This is a genomic window from Hydrogenophaga sp. ZJX-1 (assembly GCF_048590325.1).
Lineage (GTDB): Bacteria > Pseudomonadota > Gammaproteobacteria > Burkholderiales > Burkholderiaceae_C > Hydrogenophaga.
This window is the reverse complement of record NZ_JBMBRA010000001.1, coordinates 208,728-232,664: the sequence shown is the minus strand read 5'-3', so window position 1 is coordinate 232,664 and position 23,937 is coordinate 208,728. Positions and strand designations below refer to the sequence as shown.

Genomic DNA, 23,937 nt, shown 5'->3' with positions numbered 1-23,937 from the left:
ACGGCAAAGCCCAAGGTATGCTCGCGCCGGTGAACTTTGCCCAGCTGCTCTTCCCCGACTTTTCGCTCATCCTGATCGGCTACCTGTTGTGCCGTTTCACCGCACTCGACCGCAAGGTCTGGGAGCCCATCGAGAGCCTGGTCTACTACTTCCTGTTTCCCGTGCTGCTGTTCCAGTCCATTGTGAAAAGCCCGCTGGACCTGGGGGTCACCTCCAGCCTCATGGCCGCCGGCTTCACACTCGGCCTGCTGGGCATCGCACTCTCGTATTCGCTGCCGCACTGGCCCTGGCTCGGCAAGCGCCTGGACGTGCGGCTGCACGCCGCCAGCGCACAGATCGGCTTTCGCTTCAACTCCTTCATCGCCCTGGCCCTGGCCGACAAAGTGGCCGGTCCGCAGGGCCTGCAGCTGATCGCCGTGATCATCGGCGTGTGTGTGCCGCTGTTCAATGTGGGTGCCGTGTGGCCCATGGCCCGCCATGCACAGAAGCACTTTGTGGGCGAACTGCTGCGCAACCCCCTGATCATCGGCACCGCTTCGGGCCTGATGGCCAGCCTGCTGGGCTTCCATATCCCGGTCTGGCTGGAACCCACGGTGAGCCGCATCGGCCAGGCCTCGCTGGCGCTCGGCCTGATGGCGGCCGGTGCAGGCATGCAGCTCGGTTCGCTGCACGCGGCCAAGACGCTGGGGGTGGCGGTGCTGGCCGTCAAACACCTGGGCATGCCGCTCATGGCGCTGGGCCTGTCCCGCCTGTTCCAGCTCGATGCCACACAAACCACGGTCCTGCTGATGTTCTCCGCCGTGCCCACCGCGTCCAGCTGCTACGTGCTGGCCGCCCGCATGGGCTACAACGGACCGTATGTGGCCGGGCTGGTCACACTGTCCACCCTGCTGGGGATGGTGAGTTTGCCGTTTGCACTGGGCTTTCTTTCAAAATTTCAGGTATTCGGGAATCTCTGACTGGCCAACGCCTGGACAACACCCTGGTTTTCGATAGGAAGCACAACCGCCTGTGGCAGAATTCAAAAGATTTTTGGGGCCCGATCGGCCCCCACCTGCCTTGTTCAAGCCGTCGTGATCGGCAACCTGTCATCGAGGATTCAGCATGTCTTTCCCCGCCCCCTTTGGCCACCTTGCGCCCCTCACAGCTTCGGTGGTTGCGGCGATCAGCCTCATGGGTTGTGCCAGCAGCGGCGGCTCCGTCGCACCCAACCCCTTCAAGATCGCCACGAGCGCGGGGGCTACGCAACCCCACATTGGCACATTGCGGGTTTTTGGTGACAGTTACAGCGACATTGCCTTCACCAACTCGCAACGCACGGGCAACTGGGTGAGGGAACTCGGTGCACGGATCCCTACCGATGTGACACTGAACTACGCCATCGGGGGCGCACGGGCTGGGTACGCGGGTCACCGGGAGTTCAACCGACAACTCGACACCATGACCTTGCGCGGTCAGGACAAAGTGGGCGACACCGACCTGACCATCGTCTACCTGGGCCACAACGACATCAACAAGAACGGCGCACGCGACGACTTGGCCCATGCCAAGTTTGGTCTCACCGACGGTGTGAACCGACTGAAAGCCATGGGCGCCGCCAATGAAAACCGGCGCCTCTTCCTGACCCAGCTGCACGACTGGAGCAAGAATCCCGGCGTTGCAGATTCAACCCATGATCAGGTGGTCGCCTGGAATGCGTATATCGCGGGGATTGCCAACAGCAATCCCAACATCGTTGCCGTGGACATGTACACGGCTTTCGAACGCATTTTTGCCAATCCCCAAGCCTTCGGATTCAACAACGTTTCCACGCCGGATGCCAGCCGGTCGGCGGTTGACGCCCTGTTTCACGACACCACCCATTTCGGCACCCGCGGTCAAACCATCATCGCGCGCGTGTACGAACACTACCTGACGCGCGGCTGGGAATGGTCGAACACGATGGCGGCCGGCGCTGAGTCGGCCCAGCGCCTTGGGGCGGAAGTCGACAGTGGCATCCTGGCATTCAACCTGCGCGGCACACCCACAGCCGCCGGATTCAACCTGATCCCGATCGGTCAGACCAGCGCTACAGATCGTCGCTCGGTGGCAAGCAACCGGTTTGCGACGCTCAATGACCCTCACGCCAACGCGACCGTACCGACCGGCGTGGCCCTCGACTTCACCGCCAGCAACAGCCTCTTCAAAAAGAACGGTCGCTACGGTTTTGCGATCACGCAAAACGACAATGCCCAGCCACTGCACAGCACCGACCGGCTTTTGCAGCGCTACAGCTCAAAAGGATCCACTTTTTACTGGCACCAGCCCGTTTCCAGTTTCCTTTTCACGACCCAGCTTTCCAACCTGACATTGCGCGTCGAGAACAACGCACGCGACGAATTGCTGGATCGGTCGTTCGCCAATACCAGCGTCGGTAATACATGGTCTTTCGAACAAAAGATTCGCCGCCCGATGGGTAACGAGTGGATGAGCTTCACGCCATGGGCCTCCTTCTCCAGCCAGACCCACCAGCTCAAACCTTATGTATCCCAGTCGCTCTACACCTCGGACGTCTCATACAGTGCTTCTCGCGCCAGAGACGTCTTCTCGGGCATCGGGTTCGATGTGCAGTTCGCGCCGCTTCACCTCCAGAACGGAAAAACCCTGACCTTCAGCGGCGGGTTCAGTCACACGGAATCGCTGTACCGCAGCGCCTTGAGCATTTCCATGACGGAAGCCAATCAACCGGGTGTGCCACAGCGTGAAACGATTGAACGGGCAAAATTCCGCAGCACGCTGGCTGGCGTGAATGCCTCCCTGGGCGTTTCAAAGTCCCTGAATTTTTCCGCCTCCTACGCCGCCGACCTGCAAAAAACAAAGGACACGCAGCGCGTCAGCCTGCTGGCCAACCTCCTGTTCTGATCCCATGGGCTGACCGAACCTATTGAAGGGCGCCTGAGCGCCCTTCAACGTTTCTGTAGAACGCTGCGCAAAAATCAACACCTCTCATGGGCAACTTTGCTCAACGCCAGCATTGCAGATGCAGGGAGTGTTCCCCGCATTTGCAGCAAAAACCCATGCCAGTGCACCCAACCAACATTGACCTTCAAGACAAATCATGAAAATCGCCATCGTGGGTACCGGCTATGTCGGCCTTTCCAATGCCGTTTTGCTGGCCCAGCACAACGAAGTGGTCGCACTGGACATCGTGGCCGACAAGGTGGCGATGCTCAACCGCAAGCAGTCTCCCATCATCGACGCAGAGATCGAGGAATACCTCAAGACAAAACCGTTGAACCTTCGGGCCACCACTGACAAGCACGAGGCCTATGAAGGCGCCGAATTTGTCATCATCGCGACGCCCACCGACTACGATCCCGTGACCAACTACTTCGACACCCGATCGGTCGAATCGGTTATTCAGGACGTCAAGGCGATCAACCCGAAGGCCGTGATGGTGATCAAGTCCACCATCCCTGTGGGCTATACCGTCAAGGCACGCGAGAAGTTCCAGACCGACAACCTGATCTTTTCTCCCGAGTTCCTGCGCGAAGGCCGCGCCTTGCACGACAACCTCTACCCCACCCGCATCGTGGTGGGCGAACAGAGCGAGCGTGCCCGCACATTCGCCGGCCTGCTCCAGCAAGGGGCCATCAAGAAAGACATGCCCCTGCTGTTCACGGACCCGACCGAGGCCGAGGCCGTCAAGCTGTTCGCCAACACCTACCTGGCCATGCGCGTGTCGTACTTCAACGAACTCGACACCTATGCGGCGACCCACGGTCTGGACAGCCGGCAGATCATCGACGGTGTGTGCCTGGACTCGCGCATCGGCGCCCACTACAACAACCCCTCGTTCGGCTATGGCGGTTACTGTCTGCCCAAGGACACCAAGCAGTTGCTCGCCAACTACCAGGAAGTGCCGCAGAACCTGATCCAGGCCATCGTGGCGTCCAACAGCACACGCAAGGACTTCATCGCCGACGACATCATCCGTCGGCGCCCCAAGGTGGTGGGCATCTACCGCCTGATCATGAAGAGCGGTTCGGACAATTTCCGTGCATCCAGCATCCAGGGCATCATGAAACGCATCAAAGCCAAGGGCATCGAGGTTGTCATTTACGAACCCATGTTCAATGAAGACAACTTCTTCCAGTCGCGCGTGATCCGCGATCTGGACGCTTTCAAGCAGATGTCGGACGTGATTGTGGCCAATCGCCAATCCGAAGCCTTGACCGATGTAAAAGACAAGGTCTACACCCGCGATCTGTTCGGCAAAGACTGAGCCTGCGAACCCGAGTGACCATTCTTTTGGCATTGGCGTGACAAGGTATCATTGCGGGTGACGTTTCCGGGGCCCGTTTGAACACTTTTGGCGGTCTTCACCGCGCGAGCCGGTTCAATCTGCACGGGCAAACACCCCACCTTTAGAATTCCATCGCCCCAGCCGCCGAGGCGTGGCCGTTGACCAGCGCCGGCATCCCGAACTGATCTCCCATCATGAAAATTCTGTATGTCGCCGGCCGGGAAGAAAGCTACTCCCGCACGCGAATCGTCATCCGTGCGCTGGAAATGCGGGGACATGAGGTGGTCAAATGCCTGCCCCCGGACAAATCGTTCAAACACTACCCCGGACTGGTCCTCTCGGCCCTGCTGAAGGCGCCGTCCTGCGATGTGGTGCTGACCGGGTTTTACGGCCAGTTGCTGACCCCGGTCATTCGGCTGCTGACCTGGAAGCCGATCGTGTTCGACATGTACATCACGACCTACGACACCATGGTGTTTGACCGGGAAAAAGCCAAACCCGGTTCGCTGAAAGCCAAGCTCTACGCCCTGTCCGACTGGTTGTCGTACAAGGCCGCCAACGTGTCCATCCTGGACAGCAACCACGTGATCGCCCACTTCGGCGAATACGCTCGCTCCAGCACCAGCAAGCTGCGCCGCCTGTTTCTGGCCGTGGACAACACCGTCATCTACCCCCGGGAACGCCAGCAGAAGCACGAGGCATTCCTGGTGCATTTCCACGGCGAGTACATCCCGTTCCATGGCGTCAAACACATCTTCCAGGCCGCCAAACTGCTGGAAGCCGAGAACGTCGCCTTCCAGATCATCGGCCGTGGCCTGACCTTCGAGCAAGACATGGCCCTGCTCAAGGAACTGAACGTCCAGAACGTGAAGATCCTGGACCCGGTTCCCTACGCCGGACTGGCGACCCACATGGCAGAGGCCGATGTGTGTCTGGGCATCTTTGGCGACAACATGCGTGCCGAACTGGTGCTGACCAACAAGGTCAACGAAGCCATCGGCATGGCCAAACCGCTGATCACACGCCGCAACGCACCGGTCCAGGAACTGCTGACGCACAGGGAGAGCGTGTACCTGGTGGATGCCGCCAGTCCCCGCGCGATCGCCGATGCCATCCTCGAGCTCCAGCGCGACGAAGGCCTGCGTCAGAAGATCGCAGAAAACGGCCATCGGCGCTTTCTCGAACACGGCACCATCCAGAAACTGGGTGAAGGACTGGAAGCCATCCTGAACGAAGTCGTGAGCAAAAAGGCCTGAGCCCGCACCCAGAGACGTCACTGGGTCGGTCTGGCAACCGCATGAATCTCAAAAAAATCCTCTTCAAGATCGTCTCGTATGGGCTGGTGTCCGTCGCGGTGGTCTATTTCGGCCTGCAACTCAACCGGCATCTGGCCGACATTCCGCCGATAGACTGGTCCTTCACGATCGTCCTGGCGCTGGTGCTGTCGATCCTGGTCACGGCGTTGAACACCCTCACCATCGCCCTCAACTGGCGCCTTTTGCTCAGGGATCAGGATGTGCATGTCTCGCTGCTGCACGTCTGGCAAATGGTGGCTGTTTCGCAGATCGGCAAGTACCTGCCTGGCAACGTGGGCCATTTCGCCGGCCGGGCGGTGCTGGGCAAGGAACAAGGCATCCCCATGGGGGTGACGGTGGCCACCACCTCGATCGAAACCATCTGGAACATCATCGTGGGCGCGGCGCTGACACTGCTGGCACTGGCGATGGGCATCGGCGGGTTCGAATCGGTGCTGGAAGACAGCTTCGCAACAACCGAGATGCTCGTCGCACTGCTGCTGGTGTCGGTGGCCGCGCCCACGGTGGGCATCATGGTGATGAACCGGTTGTTTCCACGCCTGAGCCTGAAGCTCGGTGGCGGTTCCCTGGTCAAGCCCCCCAGGGTGGTGACCAGCCTGGTGGTGGGCGGGATCATCCTGTTCAACCTGTTCGTGCTGGGCGCCGTGCTCAAACTGCAGGCCACGGCGGTATTTCAGGCCCACGGGGGCAACTTCTTCCTGTTTGCCCTGCTGTTCAGCGTGGCCTGGATCATCGGCTACGTGGTGCCAGGATCACCGGGTGGCATGGGCGTGCGCGAGGCCATGATGCTGCTGCTGTTCACCCCGGTCATTGGTGCCGGCGCCACCCTGGGCATTTCAGTGACAATGCGCGTCACATCCATCCTGGGTGACGGGCTGGCCTTCCTGCTGGGCATGGCGAGCCTGAAAATGTCGCCGCCACCCGTGCAAAACCACCGCTGAAACCAGCTCCTTGTCACCCACAAGCCCACCATGAACAATCGATCCTGGCCTGCGTACCTGGTGGCATCCCTGTTTGCGAGTCTGGCCGTGTTCCTGGCCATTTTTGTCACGCCTCCTGGCGATCTGCCAGACGAATCCGGGCACTACGCCTATGTGGTGGACATGACCAAGGGGCGGCCGTTCCCCCTGCTGAACCAGGCGGAGATACCGCCAAACCTTTGGCGCGACATCGAAGGCGCACCGGATCGCCACCGGAAGAACTACATCGTCCAGCACCCCCCGCTGTACTACGGTGTCGCAGCCATACCTTACGCGATCGTTCACAAGTTCACCGAAGACAAGCAGATCCTCTCGCGTGCACCGCGGATGGTAACGGCGCTGTCGCTCGGCTTGCTGGTGTTCGTCCTGTTCAGGATGCTGACGTTTCTGGGCATCGCAGAAGGTCCGGCGCTGGCCGGTGCCTCACTGATCGGTTTCATCCCGATGGTGACCCACCTCGCCTCGGGCATTTCCAACGACCTGTTTCTGACCTTGATGGCCGCCCTGGCGACGCTCTACCTGGTGAAGTATGTCGTGGATGGTCACATCCGCCACGCCTATGCCTGCGCGTTCTGGCTGGCCTGCGCCGGGGCAACCAAAATGACGGCGTGGATTCTGATCGCGGCCTACGTGGGCATTCTGCTGTTCGAGATGCGCAAACGGGGTCTGCTGTGGATCGGACACGCGCTCGCCGTGTCGCTGCTGTCCGTCAGCACCGCCCTGTGGTGGATGCGTCGAAACATCTACCACTTTGGCGATCCCTTTTTCGTCTATGGGTCGCACCTGAAACAGCAGGTTTTTGACTACTCCTTGCTGGATTATTTTCGTCAGCAGCCGTTTTTTGAATGGCTGATGTACCACTTCTACGCCTTGATGGGGTTTTCAGGCTATTGCCAGACGCCTCAGACCGCAGAACAGGTACAACGCCTGTGCCACGGCGCCAAGATGTTTCGGGTGGAAGGGCCCTCCTACTGGGTGTTCACGGCGCTGGCCCTGGTCTGCGTGCTGGCGCTGCTGGTGGGCATCACGCGGAACGCCTGGCGCGCGACGGCTGTTCGTCCAGAGACCAAGGGCTGGACCAGCTTCCAGGCATGGCTTTCATCCCTGCTGGGCAACGGGTCTCTTCGCAAGCTGATCTTTGTCCTGCTGTTCGCCGCGGGCACCGCTGGCGTGACATGGGCGCTGATGAACAGCCACAACGATTCATGGAATGCAACCGCACTGCCTTTTGGCGCCAGCTTTCTGCTGGCGTTTGCGGGCTTCCTGGGCATCGCCAGCGTGTTCACGAGCGAGCAACCTCAGCAACGCCTGACCGCCTATGGTCCCCTGCTGCTGACACTGTTCGTGGCACTGCTGTTCTACAAAGGCTATCAGGCCGTTTTATTGACGGGTGCACCCCACGGCATCCAGGGGCGCTACCTCCTGCCCTTTGTCCCCCTGTTGCTGGCTTCGTTCATGCTCGCCACCAAAACCTTCCGGTACCAAGCGCAACTCCTGTTCGTGATCTGCCTGGGGATGGGCTGGGCCTATGCCAACGCCTACGCCACCTACGTGCTGCCCTTCTTCCAATTCGTGCGGATATGAGCAAACTTATCAACACCTTGCTGCTCACTGCCGCGCTGTTTGCCGGCTTTTCTGCATTGACCTGGACGCTCAGCAAAGACAAGGTGCAGTACTTCGGCAACACACAGGTCCTGGACCAGCGGGAAATCACAGCCATCACGCCGGTGGGCCCTTTCGACGGGCAATTCCTGGTGAGCCAGAAAATGGACATGAGTCACATCAATTTCCGTGACGATTTTCTGGATCGCCCGATCTGCCTGTCCCTGTTCCTGGACAATGGCCCTCCCCCCCCGCCCATCGAGCACGTACCCTTCAAGCTGTCCCTGGTTGGCGACCGACTGAACGTTGTCAAAGTGCTGAGCACCGCCGTGATCAAAAATGACTTCGGCCGCATCTGCTTTGACGACACCACGCTGGGCCAGTTGAGGGACCAGCAGGTGTCCATCCAGATTCTGGCCGAGTCACCCGCCAAAGCCTGGGTTGTCATGACACCCTACAAGAAGGGATTTCCCGCCGAGATTGACGGCGTCGCATCCAACCTGTCCCTGCCCTTCTCACTCGAAGTCATGCAACCCATTTCCAGGCGCCAGTGGATGTCCTTCGCGGTCATCAACCTGATCGTCAGCCTGGTGCTGGTGATCGTGTTCGTGCAATCTTTCTCAAGAAAACAATCCTGAAGCACCTGTGCGCGCTTCCACCTCCACTCCAGAGACTCACCTTCAAGGACATACCCATGATTTTGGTAACAGGGGCCGCTGGCTTCATCGGATCGAACTTTGTGATCGACTGGCTGGCCCAGAGTGGCGAGGCCGTTGTCAATCTGGACAAGCTGACCTACGCCGGCAACCCCGAAAACCTCAAGACCCTGCAGGGCGACGCACGGCATGTATTCGTGCAAGGCGATATTGGCGACCGGGCACTGGTTGACCAACTGCTGAAAGACCATGCTCCCCGCGCCGTGGTGAATTTTGCAGCCGAGAGCCACGTGGACCGGTCGATTCATGGCCCCGGCGAGTTCATCCAGACCAACGTGGTCGGGACATTCAACCTGCTGGAGTCGGTGCGTGCCCACTGGACAGCGCTGGGCGACGCCGACAAGGCCGCCTTCCGTTTCCTGCACGTGTCCACCGACGAGGTCTATGGCACCCTGGGCCCCGATGATGCGCCGTTCACCGAGACCACCCCTTTCGCGCCGAACAGCCCGTACTCGGCCTCCAAGGCATCGTCTGACCACCTGGTGCGTGCCTACCACCACACTTACGGCATCCCGGTCCTGACCACCAACTGCTCCAACAACTACGGCCCGTACCACTTCCCCGAAAAACTCATTCCGCTGGTGATCGTCAATGCCCTGCAGGGCAAGCCCCTGCCGATCTATGGCGATGGACAGCAGGTGCGCGACTGGCTCTTCGTGAAGGACCATTGCAGCGCCATCCGCCGCGTGCTGGAAGCGGGCAGGCCCGGCGAAACCTACAACGTCGGTGGCTGGAACGAAATGGCCAACATCGAGATCGTGCAAAAGGTCTGCGCCCTGCTCGACGAGTTCCGCCCACGGGCCGATGGCAAGCCCTACAACGAACAGATCACCTACGTGAAAGACCGCCCGGGTCACGATCGCCGTTACGCCATCGACGCCCGGAAGATCCACGCGGAACTGGGCTGGAAGCCGGTCGAGACCTTTGAAAGCGGCATCCGCAAGACGGTGCAGTGGTACCTCGACAACCCCGAGTGGGTGGCCCATGTGCAAAGTGGTGCCTACCGCAACTGGATCGGCACGCAATATGGTGCCGCTGCATGAACATTCTCCTGACCGGCAAGAATGGTCAGCTGGGCTTTGAACTGCAGCGGGCGCTGGCGCCGCTGGGTCGGGTGTTTGCGGTCGACTCCAGCGACTGCGACCTCGAAGACGGTGAAGCCGTGCGCGAACTGGTGCGCCGGGTCCGGCCGCAGGTGGTGGTCAACCCTGCGGCGTTCACGGCGGTGGATCTGGCCGAGTCCCATGCGGACAAAGCCATGGCCGTGAATGCCGTGGCGCCCGGCTTGCTCGGCGAAGAAGCGCATCGACTGGGCGCACCGGTGATCCACTTCTCGACCGACTACGTGTTCGACGGTGTGAAAGGGGCGCCCTATGTGGAGGACGATGCCCCCCACCCTCAGTCGGTCTACGGTCGCAGCAAGCTTCTGGGGGAAATCGCGCTGAGGCAGGCCTGTCCGAAGCACCTCATCCTGCGCACCAGCTGGGTGTTCGGGGCGCATGGACAGAACTTCGCCAAGACCATGTTGCGGCTCGCCCAAGAGCGCAGCGAGCTGCGCGTGGTGTCCGACCAGATCGGCGCCCCCACGTCGGCCGCCCTGCTGGCCGATCTCACGGCCCATCTGGTGCGCCAGCTCCAGCAGTCCGACCACGCCGCTTTTCCCTTCGGGCTCTACCACGTGACGGCCTCTGGCGAGACCTCCTGGCACGCGTATGCCCGGTACGTTCTGGAACAGGCGACAATCAAGGGTTATGAACTGCGGACGAGCCCGGACCGGGTGATGCCCATCACCACCGACGCCTACCCCACACTGGCCAAACGTCCACGGGACTCCCGGCTGGATTCGTCCAGGTTCAAACGCAGCTTCGCCCTGGAATTGCCCCACTGGGAGCAAGGCTTGAACCACATACTGCAACAGATCTTATGAGCACCTCTCAACGCAAAGGCATCATCCTGGCCGGCGGGTCCGGCACGCGCCTCTACCCGGTCACACAGGCCGTGAGCAAGCAACTCATGCCGGTCTATGACAAGCCGATGGTCTATTACCCCTTGAGCACCCTGATGCTCGCGGGTATCCGTGACATCCTGGTGATTTCAACGCCGCACGACACACCCCGCTTCCAGGAACTGCTGGGCAACGGCAGCCAGTGGGGCCTGAACCTGGAATATGCGGTCCAGCCCAGCCCGGACGGCCTCGCCCAGGCCTTCGTGATTGGTGAAAAATTCATTGGTGACAGCCCGTCGTCGCTGGTGCTTGGCGACAACATCTTCTACGGCCACGATTTCGCCGCCTTGCTCCACAACGCCGGACAGCGTACCGAAGGCGCCACGGTGTTCGCCTACCACGTGAACGACCCGGAGCGCTATGGCGTGGCCGAATTCGACCCGTCGGGCAAGGTGCTGAGCCTGGAAGAAAAGCCGAAGCATCCCAAAAGCAACTACGCGGTCACCGGCCTGTATTTCTACGACAACGATGTGGCCCGCCTGGCCAAGGACCTCAAACCGTCCCCCCGCGGCGAGCTGGAAATCACCGATCTCAACCGCCTGTACCTGGAAGCCAACAAGCTGCAGGTGGAGGTGATGGGCCGGGGGTACGCCTGGCTGGACACCGGCACCCACGACAGCCTGCTCGAAGCGGGGCAGTTCATCGCCACGCTGGAAAAGCGCCAGGGCCTCAAGGTCGCCTGCCCCGAAGAAATCGCCTACCGGCACCGCTGGATCGATGCCGGGCAGATGGAAGCCCTGATCAAGCCCCTGTCAAAGAACGGCTACGGACAGTACCTTCAACAGATCCTGCGAGAAGACGTGCGATAAGCCATGAAAGCCACACCGCTAGCCATTCCGGACGTGATCCTGTTTGAACCCAAAGTCTTCGGGGACGATCGTGGGTTCTTCTTCGAGAGCTTCAACCAGATGCGCTTTGAAGAAGCTGTCGGCCGCAAGGTCGATTTCGTGCAGGACAACCACTCCAAGTCCGCGCGCCACGTGCTGCGCGGCCTGCACTACCAGATCCAGCAGGCCCAGGGCAAGCTGGTCCGCGTTGTTCAAGGCGAGGTCTTTGACGTGGCGGTGGACATCCGCCGCTCCTCACCGACCTGCGGTCAATGGGTGGGGGCCCATCTCAGCGGCGAAAACAAACACCAGCTCTGGATACCGGAAGGTTTTGCCCACGGTTTTCTGGTGCTGAGCGAGTCCGCAGAATTTCTGTACAAGACCACCAACTACTACGCGCCGGCCCACGAGCGCAGCATTGTCTGGAACGATCCGGACATCGGCATCCAGTGGCCGACCGATGCCGCGCCCTTGCTGTCCGGCAAGGACCAGGCCGGGGCCCTGCTGAAGAACGCCGACCTGTTCGACTGATTCCACCACAAGGGCAAGCGCTATCGAACTGCATCCCGTTTTGAGTCCAGTGCGATACCGAAGACCATGAAAGTTCTGCATGTCTATCGCACGTACTACCCCGATCCACCGGGCGGGTTGCAGCAAGCGATTCAGCAAATCTGTGCCGGTTGCCAACCACTCGGCATCGAGTCAGCGGTGTTCACGCTGTCACCCTCCCCGCTCCCGGCCAGCTTGTCCCGTGCCGAAGGCATGGTGCACCGCTCGCGATCGTATTGGGCCCCCGCCTCCTGCGATCTGGGTGGACCCGAAGCCTTTCGCCACTTCGACCAGCTCGCCCAGTGGGCCGATGTGCTGCATTTCCATTTTCCCTGGCCGTTTGCCGATCTGCTCAACCTGATGCCGGCAGCGCGCAAACCCAAGGTCATGACCTACCACTCCGACATCGTCAAGCAGCGGGTATTGGGTCGTCTGTACTACCCGCTGATGCGGCACACGCTCGGCAGCATGGATGCCGTCGTCGCCACCTCGCCGGCCTATGCACAGACCAGCCCGGTGCTGCAGCAGCTGGTGCGCGCAGAGCAACTGAAGGTGATCCCGCTGGGGATGAACGATGCGTTGCCACTGGCCGCAGTCGACGGCGCCGACTCCATCGTGGCCCGGCTCGGGTTGACGGATCAGCCCTTTATCCTGTCGCTGGGGGTGCTGCGCTATTACAAGGGCCTGCATGTCCTGGTCGAAGCAGCGAAGCATACCCGCGGCACCATTGTGCTGGCGGGCAGTGGGCCGGAAGACCAGAATCTGCGCCAGCAGGTCGCCCGCCTGGGACTCGACAACGTGGTCTTTGCCGGTCAGGTCAGCGAAGCCGAGAAGCACGAGTTGCTCGGCCGTTGCACGGCTCTGGCACTGCCCTCTCACCTGCGGTCCGAGGCCTACGGCATGGTGTTGCTCGAAGCCGCCATGCACAGCAAACCGCAGATCAGTTGCGACATCGGCACCGGCACCAGTTTCATCAACCAGCATCTGGACACCGGTTTTGTCGTCCCCCCCGAGGACCCCGAATCCCTGGCGGCGGCGATGAACCGCCTCATCTCGGATGAAGTCGAGGCCCAGGCCATGGGCCACCGGGCACGCCAGCGCTACGAGCAGCACTTCACGGGCGCCATCATGGCCCGGTCGTACGCGGCGCTGTACCAGTCCGTCACCCCACACTGAACCCACGCCATGCCCCCTGGACTTCAGCCCATCATTCCCGTGATCCTTTCCGGTGGCACAGGCACACGCCTGTGGCCGGTGTCGCGTGAGGCGCACCCCAAACCGTTCATGCTGATGCCCGACGGCCAAAGCCTGCTGCAGAAGACCTATCTGCGGGCGCAACAGACAAGTGGTGCCGATCGCTCCATCACCGTGACCAACCGGGACTACTTTTTTTCCAGCCGTGACACCCTCAAACAGTCGGTTTCAGACACGAGTGAATGTGTGTTCCTGCTGGAGAAAAATGGCCGCAACACGGCCGCGGCGATCACGATGGCGGCGCTGCACGCCGCCGAACACCTGGGTGGCCCATCGCTGCTGCTGGTGCTGCCGTCCGACCACCTGGTGGGCCGGGTGGAGGCGTTTGCCGAGGCCGTGCAACAGGCCGCCGTGCTGGCCACCCGGAAACGGCTCGTCACCTTCGGCATCCAGCCCAGCCGTCCGGAAACCGGCTTCGGCTACATCCAGACCGGTGAGGCGCTGTCCCCGGGGTACACCGTGAGCCGCTTTGTCGAAAAACCCGATCTGGCGACGGCCACGGCGTACGTGCAATCGGGCGAGTACCTTTGGAACGCCGGCATGTTCTGTTTCGAGGTCAGCACCTTCCTTCATGAAATGGGCTTGCACGCGCCAGAGGTCCTGTCCGCCTGCCAGGCGTGTTACGCGGCCATGCGTGGCCAGACAGGGGCCGATGGGCAGGGGCTGGAGATTCCGGACGCGCTGTATGCCCAGGTGCCGTCCATTTCCATCGACCACGCCCTGATGGAAAAGTCGGGCCAGGTGGCCGTGATCCCGGCCGACATCGGCTGGTCGGACATCGGGTCGTGGACGGCCGTTCGCGACCTGACACCGGGCGACGCCGACAACAACCGGTCGAACGAGGACAGCATCTTCATCGACAGCCAGAACACCTACATCCACGCCGACCAGCGCCTGGTCGCCACCGTGGGCACCCGCAACCTGATCATCGTCGACACGCCCGATGCCTTGCTGGTGTCGGATGCCGACAGCGTGCAGGATGTGCGCCAGGTGGTCAGCCTGCTGAAGCAGAAACAGCACCCGGCGTACCAGCTGCACCAGACGGTGGCGCGGCCGTGGGGCACGTACACCGTGCTGGGCGAAGGGGCCCGCTACAAGCTCAAGCGCATCGAAGTGCTGCCGGGCGCGAGCCTGAGCCTGCAGATGCACCACCACCGCAACGAACACTGGATCGTGGTCAGCGGCGTGGCCGAGGTCACCAACGGCGAAAATGTGTTCCGTCTGGCCAGCAACGAATCCACCTACATTCCCGCCGAGCACAAGCACCGTCTGCACAACCCCGGCCCGGATCCGCTCGTGATGATCGAGGTCCAGAGCGGCTCCTACCTGGGTGAAGACGACATCGTGCGATTTGAAGACATTTATGGCAGAACAAACTGATACGGCCTTGAGCCAGTCCCCACCCCTGGACATGGGCCACGACGACGCCTGGTACGAACACGACGGGCGCAGCGACATCTGGGTCGGGCTGCGCAACGCGCACGTGTGGTCGGCCCTGGGCTGGCACGACATCCGCCAGCGTTACCGGCGTTCGGTGCTCGGTCCGTTCTGGTTCACCCTGAGCACCTTCATCATGATCGGTGTGCTCGGCGTGCTGTACTCCACCCTGCTCAAGCAGGACATCGTCACTTACCTGCCCTACCTGGGCGTGGGCCTGGTGATCTGGCAGTACGTCTCGACCGTCATCACCGAGGGCGCGAACTCGATGATCAACTCGGCCTTTCTGATCAAGCAGATCCGCATGCCGCTGAGCATCCATGTCTGCCGCATCGTCTGGCGCAATTTCTGCATCCTGCTGCACAGCCTGCCGGTGGTGATCCTCTTCCTGCTGGCCATCGGCCACTGGCCCGGCATCACGTTCCTGCTGATCATTCCCGGCCTGCTGATCCTCTTGCTGCACGGTGTCTGGATGGGGGTTCTGCTCGGCATCCTGTGCGTGCGCTACCGCGACATCCTGCCGATCGTCACCAACTTCCTCCAGGTCGCCTTCTTCTTCACGCCCATCATGTGGTCGCCCGAGCTGTTGCAGGATCGCGCCTGGATCGCCCACTTCAACCCCCTGTACCACCTGATCGAAATCGTCCGGGCACCGGTGCTGGGCACCCCGATCCACCTGCAATCCTGGGTGTGGTCGATCGGTTTCCTGATCGTGGGCTTTGTCGCCGCCCAATACCTGATGCAGCGCGCGCGCCACCGTCTGACTTACTGGCTGTAATCCCATGAGCACAAGCATTTCCGCCCGGCAGCTGACCGTGGAGTTCCCGATTTTTGAAAACTCGCACCGCTCGTTGAAGAAAAAGGTGCTGCACCTGACCACCGGGGGCACCATTGGCAACGACGCCGGCAACCACCCCGTGGTTTGCGCCCTCGACGCCCTCGACTTCGAGTTCAAGGACGGCGACCGCGTCGGCCTGGTGGGCCACAACGGCTCGGGCAAGACCACGCTGCTGCGCGTGCTCTCGGGCATCTATTCACCCACGCGCGGCCAGCTCAAGATCAAGGGCAAGACAGCGTCCCTGCTCGACGTCTCCACCGGCGTGGACCCGGACGCCACCGGGTTTGAAAACATCTACCTGCGCGGCATCATGAACGGCTTCAAACCGAGCATGATCCGCAGCAAGATCGATGAAATCGCCGACTTCACCGAACTCGGCGAATACCTCAACCTGCCGGTGCGCACCTATTCGAGCGGCATGATGCTGCGCCTGACGTTCGCGATCTCGACCAGCATCCAGGCCGACATCCTGCTCATGGACGAATGGCTCAGCGTCGGCGATGCCGACTTCCGGGAAAAGGCCGCCAAGCGCCTCAAGTCCCTGGTTGACAACGCCTCCATCCTCGTGATCGCTTCGCACAACCCCGAGCTGATCGACAACGTCTGCAACAAGAAGCTGCAGCTGGAGCACGGCAAGATCGTGGCCAGCGAGGTGCTGGGCCAGGCCAGCAGCCCGGCGTCCGCGCTGGCTTGAAGCCGGCCGGACCGGTTCCTCCGATCAATCGCCTGCCATGAACGCCGACCACCCCATCTTTCCCTACCTGGAATGGCTCTCCGGCCGCCAGCCCGTTCGCACCCTGAAGGGCCTGACCAGCGCCTACCTGGCCTACCCGGTGGCCGAGCGCATGGAACAGCGCCAGGTGCGCGGCAAGCTGGCCGAGCTGCACCGCCACTACCGCAAGCCCTTCGCCGAGCGCCTGCGCCTGGCCCGGCACCAGCTCGCGGACACCGTGGCTTTCGCAATGCAGGCCGTGCCCTACTACAAGGACACGCTGGGCGGCATCGGCTTTGACCCCGAACGGCTGCGCACGGACATCGGCTACCTGCAGGACATGCCCCTTCTCACCAAGGACATCATCCGCGAACAAGGCGATCGCCTGCTGTCCCGCCCGCTGGCCGCGGCACCCCACTTCACCTGCAAGACCGGCGGCTCGACCGGCCTCTCCTGCGTCATCGAATACGACCAGATCGCCGCCGATCACGCCGCGGCCGTGGTGCTGTATTGCCGCAAGATGGCGGGCAAGTCGCAACGCCAGTCCGAGCTGCATTTCGCCTGCCGCTTCCCCGGCGACCCGGTGCCGCGCTGGCCATCGCGCGAAGACTTCAAGTGTTTTGCGATGAACCGCAGCAACATCTTTTTCGGCGCGCTGGACGCCGCGGGTCTGGATGAGATCTGGGCCACGCTGCAGCGGCGCCGGCCCTACCTGGTGCACGGGCACCCGTCGACCATCTATGCGCTGGCCTGCCACATCGAGAAGACGCAAGGCAAGGACAAGGCCTTTGCCGTTTTTGAATCCAGCGGCGAACTGATGGAAGACTACCAGCGCAAGAAGATCGCCGAGGTGTTGCAGTGCCGGGTGGTCAACCGCTACGGCCTGGCCGAACTCGGCGTGATGGCCTACGACCTCGACGGAGGCCGGGGCCAGGGCATGCAGCTGCTCGACTCCGAAGGCTGGAGCGAATCGCTCGCCACCGACAACGCGCCCGACGGCCACCAGGAGCTGGTGTTCACCTCGTTCCGCAACCGCCTGATGCCGCTGCTGCGCTACCGCAGCGGCGACCTGGGTCGCGTCGAACAACGGGCGAACGGCCTGTTTCTCACCGACGTGGTGGGCCGCCTGCACGACATCGTGCCGATCAACGGCACACCGCACGCCACGCACCACATCCAGGACGTGCTGGACCACCGCGTGGGCGGCATCCAGGAATTCCAGATCGACCTGCGCTCGTCGCCCCCCACGCTGCGCGTGGTGGTGGACAACCATGGCAATGAAGCGCACATCGCCAGTCGGGTCGAGGCCTTCTGGCCCAGCGCCTTCCGGGTCGAATTTGTGCAACACGGTGACCTGGTCCGCGTCGGCCGGCACGCCAAGTTCCGCCACGTCGTCACCCCCTGATTGCCCCATGATCCACGTTCTCGCTCCCGGAAATCAACAGACCACCGCCACGCTGCTGACGGCGGCACTGGCCCGCAGCTGCGGGCTGGACCAGGTATCGCCTGGCAGTTTTTCCGGTCTGCTGCAGACGCCTCCTGAACCGGGCGGGCACCATGCATGGGTCGTGATCAACCCGCTGGAAGACTGGGTCCCCGCGCTCATTCGCATGGCCAGTGCCCGCAGCAAGATCATTGTTCTGGGCGAACTTGCGCCCTCTCTGGCCGACTTCCTGAAGGTGCGCACCGAGCCGCTGCCGCAGGACCTCATCGAGGCGGCCAATTGCGCGCCGGCCAGCACCTACCAGTGTTCTGAAAGTGCCGCCCGCGTGCGCTGGTTGCCCGATCCGATGCGCCGCCTGACGGGCCGCACCTGTCGCCAGCCAGAGCGGGCACTGCGCCGCTACGATTTCACCGACGAATGGAACAACCTGGGCTTCGGGGCCATCACAGCGGACGGCTCACCCTGGTCACTGGCGCAACGCGCCTGGCTGGAGCCCGGCAACGAACTGGCACAGGTCGTGGTCGAAGCGGAGCACCACGGTGCCTACGCGGGCCTGTGGGACCACGGTCCGGCCAGCCTGCTCTGGGTCAACCGCGCGGTTGGCCCGATCGATTCACAGGAATGGCGCTGGATCGAAGACTTCCTCTCCGATCATCGTCCGGCCGAGTTGCCGTGCTGGCCCGTGCTGGCCGAAATTCCCCACGGGTTTGACGCTGCCGTGACCATGCGGCTGGACTGCGACGAAGACGTGGAGTCGGCTCGAACGCTGTGGCAGGTGTACCAGCGCGAAGGCGTTCCGTTCAGCCTGGCGCTGCACGCCAAGGTGCTGAGCGATGTGCAGCACCACGTCCTGCCCCGGGAAGTGCTGGCCGCCGGAGGCGCCATCCTGTCGCACACCGCCACCCATGCCCCGGACTGGGGAGGCAGCTACGAAGCCGCCTACCTCGAAGGCAAAACATCGGCCGACGTGATCCGCGACACCATCGGCCACACCGTGCGCTACGCGGTCTCACCCTTCCACCAGACGCCCGTGTATGCACGGCTGGGGCTGGCCGACGCCGGCTACAGCGGCTGCATCGGCGGCATCATCCGCAACGACTTCGACTTCCTGATGGCCCGCGCAGGCGTGCCACCGGCTTCGGGCACCGGCTTCATTGGCCACAGCCAGCAGTGCATGCTGCACGGCGACTGCATGCTGGAGGGCGACGAACCCATGAAGATCTTCAAGCAGGCCTTTGATCTGGCCTGCGAAGGCGGTGCGTTTTTTGGCTACCTCGACCACCCGTTTTCCGAACGTTATCAATACGGATGGCTCACCGAAACGCAGCGTGCCAGCGCCCATGTCCAGCTGATTCAGCACATGCGCCAGCGCGGACGGGTTCTGTTCGCCAACGAAGACCAGGCCATGGATTTCCTGCATGACCGCGCGCACACGCGGATTCGGGCCACGCCCGAGGGCTTCCTCGTTGTGCGACCGCAGGCGGCTTCCCCCTGGCCGCTGCAAGTGCGGTACCAGGGCCAGTCCCTGTGCATCGAACGCGAAGGCCTGGTGCGATGAAACTCATGGTTGTTTTTGGCACCCGCCCGGAAGTCATCAAGCTCGCGCCCGTGATCGAGGCGGCGCGCCACCTGGATGGCATCGAACTGCTCAGCTGCTCGACCGGCCAACACCGTCAGATGCTGGACCAGGCGCTGGCGTGTTTTGGCCTCCAGGCCGACATCGACCTGGGCCTGATGCGCGACAACCAGACCTTGCCGGAACTCACCGCCCGACTGATCGAAAGCCTGACCCACACCTACCAGCAACACCGGCCGGACGTTGTGGTCGTGCAAGGTGACACCACCACAGCGTTTGCGGGTGCGCTGGCAGCCTTCTACCAGCGCATCCCCGTGGCACACGTGGAAGCCGGACTGCGCACGGGCGACCCTTACAGCCCCTTTCCAGAAGAAATCAACCGCGCCATGATCGCGCGTCTGGCGCGCTGGCATTTCACGCCGACCAGCAAGGCCACCCGCAACCTGCTCGCTGAAGGCATCGCGCCGGAACACATCACGCAGTGCGGCAACACGGTCATCGACGCGATCGAGCTGATCCGGCGTCAATGGGCGCAGCACCCCTATCAGGGCGAAGCCGTCGACCTCTTCCCGGATCAGGACGTGGTCCTGATCACCACCCACCGGCGCGAAAACTTCGGACAGGGACTGGAAAACATCTGTGAAGCCCTGCTTCAACTGGGTCGCGAGTACCCCCAGCTGGGTTTCGTGTTTCCGGTTCACCTGAACCCGCAGGTGCAGGAAGTGGTTTACCAGCGGCTGGCCGGCATACCCAACCTGCGGCTGATGCCACCCGTTGATTTCGAGACCAGTCTGTACCTGCAGAGCCGCTCGGTCCTGATCCTGACCGACTCCGGCGGCATCCAGGAAGAAGCGCCGTCGTTTGGCGTGCCGGCGGTGGTCATGCGTCAACACACCGAACGGAGCGAGGGCATAGACGCGGGATTTGCGACCCTGGCCGGTACCGATGTCGACCCCATTCTGGAAGCGGCCCGCGGGTGGTTGAACGCCCCGGAGCGGCGAGCCCGGTTGCTGGGTCAACCGAATCCCTATGGCGATGGCAAGGCCTCGCAACGCATGCTGCAGGTGCTGTTGAACGAAGGAAACGGGGCCCGACATGGCCACCGCTGAGCGGACACCACACGCCAGCAAGGATTGCATTCTCTTTGCCACCGCCGACTGGGACACGCCCTACTGGACCAACAAGCAGCACACCGCGGCCCATCTGGCCGAAGCCGGGTGGCGCGTGCTGTATGTCGAGAGCATCGGCCTGAGGCCACCCAAACTGGGCAGTGGCACCGACTGGGGACGCATCTTCAGACGCCTTTGGCGAGGTCTGCGCGGCCCAAGGCAGGTGAGCAAGAACCTGTGGGTCTATTCCCCGCTCCTGGTGCCGTTCCGCCATGACCATCCCTGGATCCGCACACTCAACCGCCGCTTGCTGAGCGGCGTGCTGCGCTGGTTCATTCGCCAGCGATCATTTTCCCGGCCCATGATCTGGACCTACCACCCGTACATCGTCGATCTTCTGGACGATCTTGATACCGGTCCCTTGGTCTATCACTGTGTCGACGATCTCGCAGCGATCCCCGGTATAGACGCGGGCGCATTCAACCAGGCCGAAGTGCGCCTCCTCAAGGTCGCAGACCACGTTTTCACGACCAGCCCAGCCCTGCAAGCCAAGTGCAGCCGTCATCACCCTCAGGTGGTCGACTTGCCCAACGTGGTGGATGCCGGGCATTTCGGGCAGGCCCTGGAAAGCGGGCCACTGCCTGAAGATCTGGCAGCGATCCCGACCCCGCGCCTGGCCTACGTGGGCGCCCTGTCGGACTTCAAGGTCGACTTTGCGCTGCTGCATGCACTGGCACAACGACATCCCGAGTGGAGCTTTGTCCTGATCGGCGAAGAGCGGGAGGGACAACACGACCCCACGCTGTCCGAGATGCACAAGCTGTCCAATGTGCATACCCTGGGGCACAAACCCTATGCGGCCTTGCCGCAATATCTGCGCGGCATGGCTGTCGGGCTGCTGCCCACCCGGGTGAACGACTACACACGCAGCATGTTTCCGATGAAGTACTTCGAGTACCTGGCCGCGGGTGTACCGGTGGCCTCGACACCGCTGGAATTCACCCGACACAACCATGCCGGACTGTGCATTGGCCATGATGTGCCGAGCTTTTCCCGGGCCATTCATGACCAGTTGCGGCGTGGCCGATTGACGTCTGAGGAAGCTGCGGAGTTCGTCGGCGAAAATACCTGGTCACGGCGCCTTGAAAAGATGCTTCAAATCGTGAACGGCTCTGGCGGTTGATGCGCCGAATACGCCGTTTTCCCACCCGCTTTCAGCTCCTCGGCTTTCGATAGAGCACCCAACGACATGGACAAGAACACAACCCCACTGGCGCTCTTGGCGCACTACGAACGCCGCGAAGCAGAAATCGCGCGCCTGAACGACCAGCTTCGCGTCGATGAAGCCCTCAGCATTCAAGGCGAGGGCATCGCCCGCAACAGCCTGCTGAAGGCGCTGCTGTCCCCCAACGGTCAGGCAGCACGCACGCTGTGGGAGCGCCTCCGGTTCTCCGCGAAATACCTGCGCGGTGATTTTGACAAAGACATCAGGCGCCTGACCCTTGATACCCGGCTGCTGTCCGAAACCAGCAAGAAAACCAGCAACGACTACACGCGCTGGGTCCGGCAATACGATCAAAAAGACGCCGGCTACCTCAAGCGCCTGCTGTTGCAGGCCAAGACGTTCACCAGCACACCCAAGCTGTCCATCGTCATGCCGACCTACAACCCCGACCCGGTGTTCTTTCGCAAGGCGCTGGACTCCGTGTTGGCACAAACCTACAGCAATTGGGAACTGTGCATCTGCAACGACTGCTCCACCCGCCCGGAGGCTGAAGAGATCGTCCAGGAGTACCTGGCTCAGGACGACCGGATCCGCTACGTGAAGCTGGAGAAGAACAGCGGCATCTCGGGGGCCACCAACGGCGCCATCGAACTCGCCACCGGTGACTGGGTGTGCTTTCTGGACCATGACGACGAACTGACCCAGGATGCCCTGCACTGGGTCGTGGACACGATCAACCAGCGCCCGCAAACCAGGCTCATCTATTCAGACGAAGACAAGATCGACGAAAACGGCAACCGGTTCGAGCCCTATTTCAAGTCCGACTTCAACTACGAACTCATGTTGGCCCAGAACATGGTCTGCCACTTCACGGCGGTTCAAAAAACACTGCTGGACCAGGTGGGGCCGCTGCGCAGCGACTTCGACGGATCACAAGACTACGACCTGACCCTGAGATTGGTCGAAGGACTCAAGAAGGACGAAATCGCACACATCCCGCGCATCCTCTACCACTGGCGCGCCTGCGAAGGCAGCACCGCGTTGAGCATTGACAACAAGAACTACGCACTGGATGCGGCGCGGCGAGCGGTGGCCGAACACCTGGCGCGCGTGGGGCTTCCGGGCGAAGTGGTACCGGGCATCATCCCCCACTACAACCGCGTCAAATTCCAGTTGCCCGACCCGCCGCCCCTGGTCAGCATCGTCATCCCCACGCGGGACAAGCCCGAACTCATTGCCCTGTGCCTGAAGACGGTGCTGGAGAAAACCACCTACCCCAACTTCGAGATCGTGGTGGTCGACAACGGCAGCGTGGACGAACAGGTCAAGGCGCTCTACAAGCAGGTCGCCAGCGAAAAGGTCCGCATCCTGGATGCCAGCATCCCGTTCAACTTCTCGCGCCTGGTGAACATGGGTGTCGCTGCAAGCAAGGGTGACATCATCCTGCTGCTCAACAACGACATCGAAATCCTGGACGGCGGCTGGATGCACGAACTCGTGTCCCACGCCGTGCACAACGATGTCGGTGCGGTGGGCGCCAAGCTGCTCTACCCGGATGGACGCGCCCAGCACAACGGCGTGATCGTGGGTATCGGCGGTGTCGCCGGCCACTCGCACAAGTTCTTCCCTGGCGACGCACCCGGGTATTTCGGTCGTGCTCAGCTGCATCAGGAACTCAGCGCCGTCACCGGCGCCTGCCTGGCCATCAAACGATCCGTCTGGGAGGCCGTGGAAGGCTTTGACGAACAGCTCGGCATCGCCTTCAATGACGTGGACTTCTGCCTGCGCGTGCAGGCCGCAGGATTCAGGAACGTCTGGACCCCACATGCTGTGCTCAAGCACCATGAGTCAGCCTCGCGCGGACTGGAAGACAACCCCGCCAAACAGGCGAGATTCGCCAGCGAAGTGCAATACATGTTCGCCCGCTGGGGTAACACGATGGCGGAGGACAGGAATTACAGCCCCAACCTGTCGCTGGTCCATGAGGACTTCAGTCTGGCTTGGCCGCCGAGAGTCGAACATGGTGCCCCCGCTAGCAACCACACCGCACGTTGATCGCACG

20 protein-coding genes are annotated in these 23,937 nt (G+C 62.1%); all 20 read left to right on the top strand.

Annotation, left to right across the window (positions count from 1 at the left end; all coding sequences use genetic code 11):
- Positions 1 to 29 precede the first annotated feature (29 nt).
- Positions 30 to 959 carry an AEC family transporter gene (locus ACN5W5_RS01170; RefSeq protein ID WP_420047417.1) on the top strand — a complete coding sequence of 310 codons (930 nt, stop codon included), beginning with the start codon at positions 30 to 32 and terminating at the stop codon, positions 957 to 959.
- 145 nt (positions 960 to 1,104) lie between these two features.
- Entirely contained in the window at positions 1,105 to 2,901 is a 1,797-nt protein-coding gene (locus ACN5W5_RS01165; protein ID WP_420046776.1) for a GDSL-type esterase/lipase family protein, read from the top strand.
- Positions 2,902 to 3,097: 196 nt separating this feature from the next.
- Positions 3,098 to 4,264 (top strand): nucleotide sugar dehydrogenase, encoded by a 1,167-nt coding sequence (locus tag ACN5W5_RS01160; protein ID WP_420046775.1) that lies wholly within the window; start codon positions 3,098 to 3,100, stop codon positions 4,262 to 4,264.
- A 215-nt stretch (positions 4,265 to 4,479) separates the two neighbouring features.
- The gene (locus ACN5W5_RS01155; protein WP_420046774.1) at positions 4,480 to 5,541 is read left to right on the top strand and encodes a glycosyltransferase; all 1,062 of its coding nucleotides are present in this window, start codon (positions 4,480 to 4,482) and stop codon (positions 5,539 to 5,541) included.
- Between the two features lie 41 nt (positions 5,542 to 5,582).
- The gene (locus ACN5W5_RS01150) at positions 5,583 to 6,542 is read left to right on the top strand and encodes a lysylphosphatidylglycerol synthase domain-containing protein (protein ID WP_420046773.1); all 960 of its coding nucleotides are present in this window, start codon (positions 5,583 to 5,585) and stop codon (positions 6,540 to 6,542) included.
- A gap of 87 nt (positions 6,543 to 6,629) precedes the next feature.
- Complete coding sequence (locus ACN5W5_RS01145; RefSeq protein ID WP_420046772.1) at positions 6,630 to 8,165, top strand: ArnT family glycosyltransferase; 1,536 nt, start codon at positions 6,630 to 6,632, stop codon at positions 8,163 to 8,165.
- Between the two features lie 83 nt (positions 8,166 to 8,248).
- Positions 8,249 to 8,821 (top strand): hypothetical protein, encoded by a 573-nt coding sequence (locus tag ACN5W5_RS01140; protein ID WP_420046771.1) that lies wholly within the window; start codon positions 8,249 to 8,251, stop codon positions 8,819 to 8,821.
- A 56-nt stretch (positions 8,822 to 8,877) separates the two neighbouring features.
- A complete protein-coding gene (rfbB, locus tag ACN5W5_RS01135) occupies positions 8,878 to 9,942 on the top strand; it encodes a dTDP-glucose 4,6-dehydratase (RefSeq protein ID WP_420046770.1) in 1,065 nt (354 codons plus the stop codon).
- On the top strand, positions 9,939 to 10,826 hold the full coding sequence (gene rfbD, locus ACN5W5_RS01130) for a dTDP-4-dehydrorhamnose reductase (RefSeq protein ID WP_420046769.1): 888 nt from the start codon (positions 9,939 to 9,941) through the stop codon (positions 10,824 to 10,826). The genes rfbB and rfbD overlap by 4 nt, the downstream gene beginning before the upstream one ends.
- Entirely contained in the window at positions 10,823 to 11,713 is an 891-nt protein-coding gene (gene rfbA / locus ACN5W5_RS01125; protein ID WP_420046768.1) for a glucose-1-phosphate thymidylyltransferase RfbA, read from the top strand. The genes rfbD and rfbA overlap by 4 nt, the downstream gene beginning before the upstream one ends.
- 3 nt (positions 11,714 to 11,716) lie before the next feature.
- Positions 11,717 to 12,262, top strand: a complete 546-nt coding sequence (gene rfbC, locus ACN5W5_RS01120) for a dTDP-4-dehydrorhamnose 3,5-epimerase (protein ID WP_420046767.1) — start codon at positions 11,717 to 11,719, stop codon at positions 12,260 to 12,262.
- 66 nt (positions 12,263 to 12,328) lie between these two features.
- Positions 12,329 to 13,456, top strand: coding sequence for a glycosyltransferase (locus ACN5W5_RS01115; RefSeq protein WP_420046766.1), 1,128 nt, complete (start codon positions 12,329 to 12,331; stop codon positions 13,454 to 13,456).
- Positions 13,457 to 13,465: 9 nt separating this feature from the next.
- Positions 13,466 to 14,914 carry a mannose-1-phosphate guanylyltransferase/mannose-6-phosphate isomerase gene (locus tag ACN5W5_RS01110; protein WP_420046765.1) on the top strand — a complete coding sequence of 483 codons (1,449 nt, stop codon included), beginning with the start codon at positions 13,466 to 13,468 and terminating at the stop codon, positions 14,912 to 14,914.
- 31 nt (positions 14,915 to 14,945) lie between these two features.
- Entirely contained in the window at positions 14,946 to 15,749 is an 804-nt protein-coding gene (locus ACN5W5_RS01105; protein WP_177138640.1) for an ABC transporter permease, read from the top strand.
- Positions 15,750 to 15,753: 4 nt separating this feature from the next.
- The gene (locus ACN5W5_RS01100) at positions 15,754 to 16,503 is read left to right on the top strand and encodes an ABC transporter ATP-binding protein (RefSeq protein WP_420046764.1); all 750 of its coding nucleotides are present in this window, start codon (positions 15,754 to 15,756) and stop codon (positions 16,501 to 16,503) included.
- Positions 16,504 to 16,540: 37 nt separating this feature from the next.
- Entirely contained in the window at positions 16,541 to 17,926 is a 1,386-nt protein-coding gene (locus tag ACN5W5_RS01095; protein ID WP_420046763.1) for a phenylacetate--CoA ligase family protein, read from the top strand.
- A gap of 7 nt (positions 17,927 to 17,933) precedes the next feature.
- On the top strand, positions 17,934 to 19,523 hold the full coding sequence (locus tag ACN5W5_RS01090; protein ID WP_420046762.1) for a polysaccharide deacetylase: 1,590 nt from the start codon (positions 17,934 to 17,936) through the stop codon (positions 19,521 to 19,523).
- The gene (wecB, locus tag ACN5W5_RS01085) at positions 19,520 to 20,650 is read left to right on the top strand and encodes a non-hydrolyzing UDP-N-acetylglucosamine 2-epimerase (RefSeq protein ID WP_420046761.1); all 1,131 of its coding nucleotides are present in this window, start codon (positions 19,520 to 19,522) and stop codon (positions 20,648 to 20,650) included. The genes ACN5W5_RS01090 and wecB overlap by 4 nt, the downstream gene beginning before the upstream one ends.
- The gene (locus ACN5W5_RS01080) at positions 20,637 to 21,833 is read left to right on the top strand and encodes a glycosyltransferase (protein ID WP_420046760.1); all 1,197 of its coding nucleotides are present in this window, start codon (positions 20,637 to 20,639) and stop codon (positions 21,831 to 21,833) included. The genes wecB and ACN5W5_RS01080 overlap by 14 nt, the downstream gene beginning before the upstream one ends.
- A gap of 66 nt (positions 21,834 to 21,899) precedes the next feature.
- Positions 21,900 to 23,930 carry a glycosyltransferase family 2 protein gene (locus ACN5W5_RS01075; protein ID WP_420046759.1) on the top strand — a complete coding sequence of 677 codons (2,031 nt, stop codon included), beginning with the start codon at positions 21,900 to 21,902 and terminating at the stop codon, positions 23,928 to 23,930.
- The last annotated feature ends 7 nt before the right edge of the window (positions 23,931 to 23,937 follow it).

Bases quoted from the DNA above. Each gene is read 5' to 3' on its own strand.
- ACN5W5_RS01165 (WP_420046776.1), top strand. From the start codon at position 1,105: ATGTCTTTCCCCGCCCCCTTTGGCCACCTTGCGCCCCTCACAGCTTCG.
- ACN5W5_RS01160 (WP_420046775.1), top strand. From the start codon at position 3,098: ATGAAAATCGCCATCGTGGGTACCGGCTATGTCGGCCTTTCCAATGCC.
- ACN5W5_RS01155 (WP_420046774.1), top strand. From the start codon at position 4,480: ATGAAAATTCTGTATGTCGCCGGCCGGGAAGAAAGCTACTCCCGCACG.
- ACN5W5_RS01150 (WP_420046773.1), top strand. From the start codon at position 5,583: ATGAATCTCAAAAAAATCCTCTTCAAGATCGTCTCGTATGGGCTGGTG.
- rfbB (WP_420046770.1), top strand. From the start codon at position 8,878: ATGATTTTGGTAACAGGGGCCGCTGGCTTCATCGGATCGAACTTTGTG.
- rfbD (WP_420046769.1), top strand. From the start codon at position 9,939: ATGAACATTCTCCTGACCGGCAAGAATGGTCAGCTGGGCTTTGAACTG.
- rfbA (WP_420046768.1), top strand. From the start codon at position 10,823: ATGAGCACCTCTCAACGCAAAGGCATCATCCTGGCCGGCGGGTCCGGC.
- rfbC (WP_420046767.1), top strand. From the start codon at position 11,717: ATGAAAGCCACACCGCTAGCCATTCCGGACGTGATCCTGTTTGAACCC.
- ACN5W5_RS01115 (WP_420046766.1), top strand. From the start codon at position 12,329: ATGAAAGTTCTGCATGTCTATCGCACGTACTACCCCGATCCACCGGGC.
- ACN5W5_RS01110 (WP_420046765.1), top strand. From the start codon at position 13,466: ATGCCCCCTGGACTTCAGCCCATCATTCCCGTGATCCTTTCCGGTGGC.
- ACN5W5_RS01105 (WP_177138640.1), top strand. From the start codon at position 14,946: ATGGGCCACGACGACGCCTGGTACGAACACGACGGGCGCAGCGACATC.
- ACN5W5_RS01100 (WP_420046764.1), top strand. From the start codon at position 15,754: ATGAGCACAAGCATTTCCGCCCGGCAGCTGACCGTGGAGTTCCCGATT.
- ACN5W5_RS01095 (WP_420046763.1), top strand. From the start codon at position 16,541: ATGAACGCCGACCACCCCATCTTTCCCTACCTGGAATGGCTCTCCGGC.
- ACN5W5_RS01090 (WP_420046762.1), top strand. From the start codon at position 17,934: ATGATCCACGTTCTCGCTCCCGGAAATCAACAGACCACCGCCACGCTG.
- wecB (WP_420046761.1), top strand. From the start codon at position 19,520: ATGAAACTCATGGTTGTTTTTGGCACCCGCCCGGAAGTCATCAAGCTC.
- ACN5W5_RS01080 (WP_420046760.1), top strand. From the start codon at position 20,637: ATGGCCACCGCTGAGCGGACACCACACGCCAGCAAGGATTGCATTCTC.
- ACN5W5_RS01075 (WP_420046759.1), top strand. From the start codon at position 21,900: ATGGACAAGAACACAACCCCACTGGCGCTCTTGGCGCACTACGAACGC.